At 41.9% G+C, this 3148-nt stretch carries 2 protein-coding genes; both read left to right on the top strand.

Going from position 1 to position 3148, the window contains the following annotated elements; translation table 11 throughout:
• Positions 1-349 precede the first annotated feature (349 nt).
• Positions 350-919: a hypothetical protein gene (locus AB6E54_RS22540; RefSeq protein ID WP_016799065.1), complete on the top strand. Its 570-nt coding sequence runs from the start codon at positions 350-352 to the stop codon at positions 917-919.
• 583 nt (positions 920-1502) lie between these two features.
• Positions 1503-3037 (top strand): IS3 family transposase gene (locus AB6E54_RS22535; protein ID WP_372107310.1). Its coding sequence is split into 2 segments (ribosomal slippage): positions 1503-1956 and positions 1956-3037, totalling 1536 coding nucleotides; the frame shifts between segments, so codons are not numbered across the junction.
• Positions 3038-3148: the final 111 nt, after the last annotated feature.

Raw genomic sequence — 3148 nt, 5'->3', positions numbered from 1 at the left:
AAAATCTTCGCTAAGAGCGTTTGAGGTGGTCTGAGGGCTGTTTCTGATAGCAAACTCGCACATTTACCAAATAGTAATAATAAACACCGATTTTTGTGAGGTTGTGTTGCAACAATTTTAAAGCCGTCCTCCGCAATCTAAAACTTGCGTCAATAAGAATTAGCAATTTCGCAGTAAAACCTCGCCCGATGAGGATGATCACAGGGATATTAAGTGTTCTTTACTATAAGGATAAGGAGCGCCATTTTATAAACTAAATAGCGGCCTTGCCCCTGGTTGAATGCTGTTTTTATATACAGTATATTTGGCTGGTTTTTATTCCCGATTTATACGTTTAACGGAGCAAAATATGAGTAACACAGGTGAAGATCTAATTTTAGCTATAGAGAATAATTCAAAACTGATGCAATTGAGTAATTGCCCATCTGTACCAGTTGAATTTAGTCGTGCTGTTTACGGTTCTGTTCAGAACGATTCTGGCAATGGTTCTGTTATTGAAAATAAAGGAAATATGCAGAGTCAAATAAATACGGCTCTTGCTTTTTCCGGAGCAAACTCAGAAACAGAAGTGTGGCATTTTTTAATGGGGTCAGCTGTTCACCATTTTGTAGTTGTTCCATGGTATAAACAATCAGCGCCTCAAGGTGTTGTATACACTATTTTTATGGCTTATGAAGATAAGTACAAAGTAGATAATTATGTAAATAAGAAAAGTCCAGCTCCTACAGGGACTAAAGGTTATAAAAAGGTTTGGACAACTAGCGATTTGAGTAATATGTTTTCTGAGTTACTAACAAGTAGCGATGCTTGGGAAAGTTACTTTGGAAATGTTGGAAAAAATCAAGCAACTAAAATTACTTATTGGAAGTACAAAACAACAACTTTATCTTCTGCTATCACTAATGTTAATAATTATTAACGTACCCCAAATTAGCGTTGAGGTATGATGGTTTTTTGATCAATTAGCGTTCATGCTAAACCCTGTTATTTATGGCAAGGTAAGCATAGCGTGAGCTTGAAAAGCTCATTATTTCGGTATCCGTGGAAGCCTCCTCCTTTCCATTACGTTGGCTCTTAATACGTTATGGCGCGTAGAGAGGGGGAGGTAGTTTCACAGTAGTATTTAACGTTGCTGAATACACATTTACCATAACGACACTTAGTGCGAACCCAGATTTAGATGCAAAAAAAACCTCCCAATCGGGAGGCTTTTTCTTAGAGAGTGTCATGAAAGCTAATCTTTACTGCATTATGAGTATAGATCAGGTTTTAGATGTGTGTGATTTTGCCTTAATTTAATTTAACGGCACTTAGTGCGCACCTAACCCAATACTTTTGCTAGCGCGATGCTACTCACCGCACTAGCACTTCACAAGTAAATTTGCCATACCTGTAGTTATTGATGGTTTTCTAATTTAGAAAAGGCACTGGCAAGGTTTCCCTATCTGGCAGGGTAGTTGTCACTGTTAAAATTTAACCAGTTTGGGCGATAAAGAGTAATTGTGTCTCGTATCTCAGTAGAAAGAAAAGAAGCTATCTTGAAGAAGCTATTACCTCCCTATTCGATGTCAGTGAAAGAAGTGTCGGAAGAGGAAGGAATTAGCACTGCGACCCTGTATCATTGGCGCCAGCAACTCAGAGGTTCAGGAGCCGCCGTGCCAAATAGCAACACTTCATCAGAGCAGTGGTCTGCTCAAACTAAACTCGCCATTGTTGCCGAGACTTACTCGATGACCGAAAGTGAACTCAGCCAATATTGTCGTGAAAAAGGTCTTTTCCCTGAACAAATCCAAAGTTGGCGCAGCGAATGTATGCAAGGGTTTAAGTCGAGTAAAGAGCAGGAAGCTGAAGCAAAGAAGCAGGCTAAAGCTGACAAACTTGAAATCAAAGATTTGAAGAAAGATTTACGACTCAAAGAAAAAGCACTCGCTGAAACGGCCGCCCTCTTGGTACTAAGAAAAAAGCTGAGAGCCTTTTACGGGGAAGAGCCAGAGGACGACTAACCTCAACCGATGAAAGGCAGACCATAGTGACTCTAATCCTTGAAGCGAAGCAATGCGGATGCCGTTTACAGCTAGCTTGCCATGAAGTTCAAATTGACTTGAGAACCTATCGTCGCTGGTATCAGCAAGGAGAAGTTCAAGCTGACAAAAGGCCAAGATGCATCAGACCTGAGCCTGCTAACAAGCTGTCTCAGGAAGAGCGTGATGCGATTGTCGAGGTGTGTAACCGCTCTGAGTTCGCAAGCTTGCCTCCAACTCAAATCGTCCCGACACTGCTTGATAGAGGTGAGTATATCGCCTCTGAGTCGAGCTACTATCGAGTACTGAGTACGCAGGGGCAACTTCACAAGCGAGGTCGTCAGCGGAGCAGACAGAAGCAAGCGAAGCCAACCAGTTACACAGCGACGGACTCAAACCAAGTCTATACGTGGGATATCACTTACTTACCTTCAAAGGTTCGAGGCCAACACTATTACCTGTATGTCATTGAGGACATCTACAGTCGAAAAATTGTTGGTTATGAAGTGTATGAGCATGAATGCGGTGAGCTAGCGTCACAACTTCTGCAACGAACGTTGATGCGAGAGCAGTGCTTCAATCAAGCACTGGTTCTTCACTCAGATAATGGTGCGCCGATGAAGTCGTTGACGTTCAAAGCAAAAATGGAAGAGTTAGGTATTACTTCATCGTATAGTCGCCCAAGAGTCAGTGATGATAACCCGTCTGTTGAGTCATTGTTCCGCACGGTAAAGTACATGCCAAGCTGGCCAACAAAGGGCTTTGAAACAATCGACAGTAGTCGAAGTTGGGTTGAAGCCTTCGTACGCTGGTACAACACGGAGCACAAGCACAGTAAGCTGAATTATGTCACGCCTTCAGAGCGTCACAATGGAAAAGATAAAGAGATCTTGAAGCGCCGAGCGGAGGTACTACTCGCTGCAAAAGAGCTAAACCCTGAACGCTGGCCTGGTGATATCAGAAACTGTGAACCTGTTGGTGACGTTCACCTAAATCCAGAAAGAGAAGCTGCTTAATAAGTAAGCAAATGATGACAACTACCTTGAAAAACACCGTTATTAATCAATAAAGAACCACACGTAGGAATAGTTAGATTCATATTATTTCTCCCCAAAAAGACCATAAAT

Source organism: Vibrio sp. 10N.247.311.49 (assembly GCF_041467655.1).
Classification (GTDB): domain Bacteria; phylum Pseudomonadota; class Gammaproteobacteria; order Enterobacterales; family Vibrionaceae; genus Vibrio; species Vibrio crassostreae_C.
Note: the sequence above shows the minus strand (reverse complement) of the source record. Positions and strands in the feature narration are given on the sequence as shown.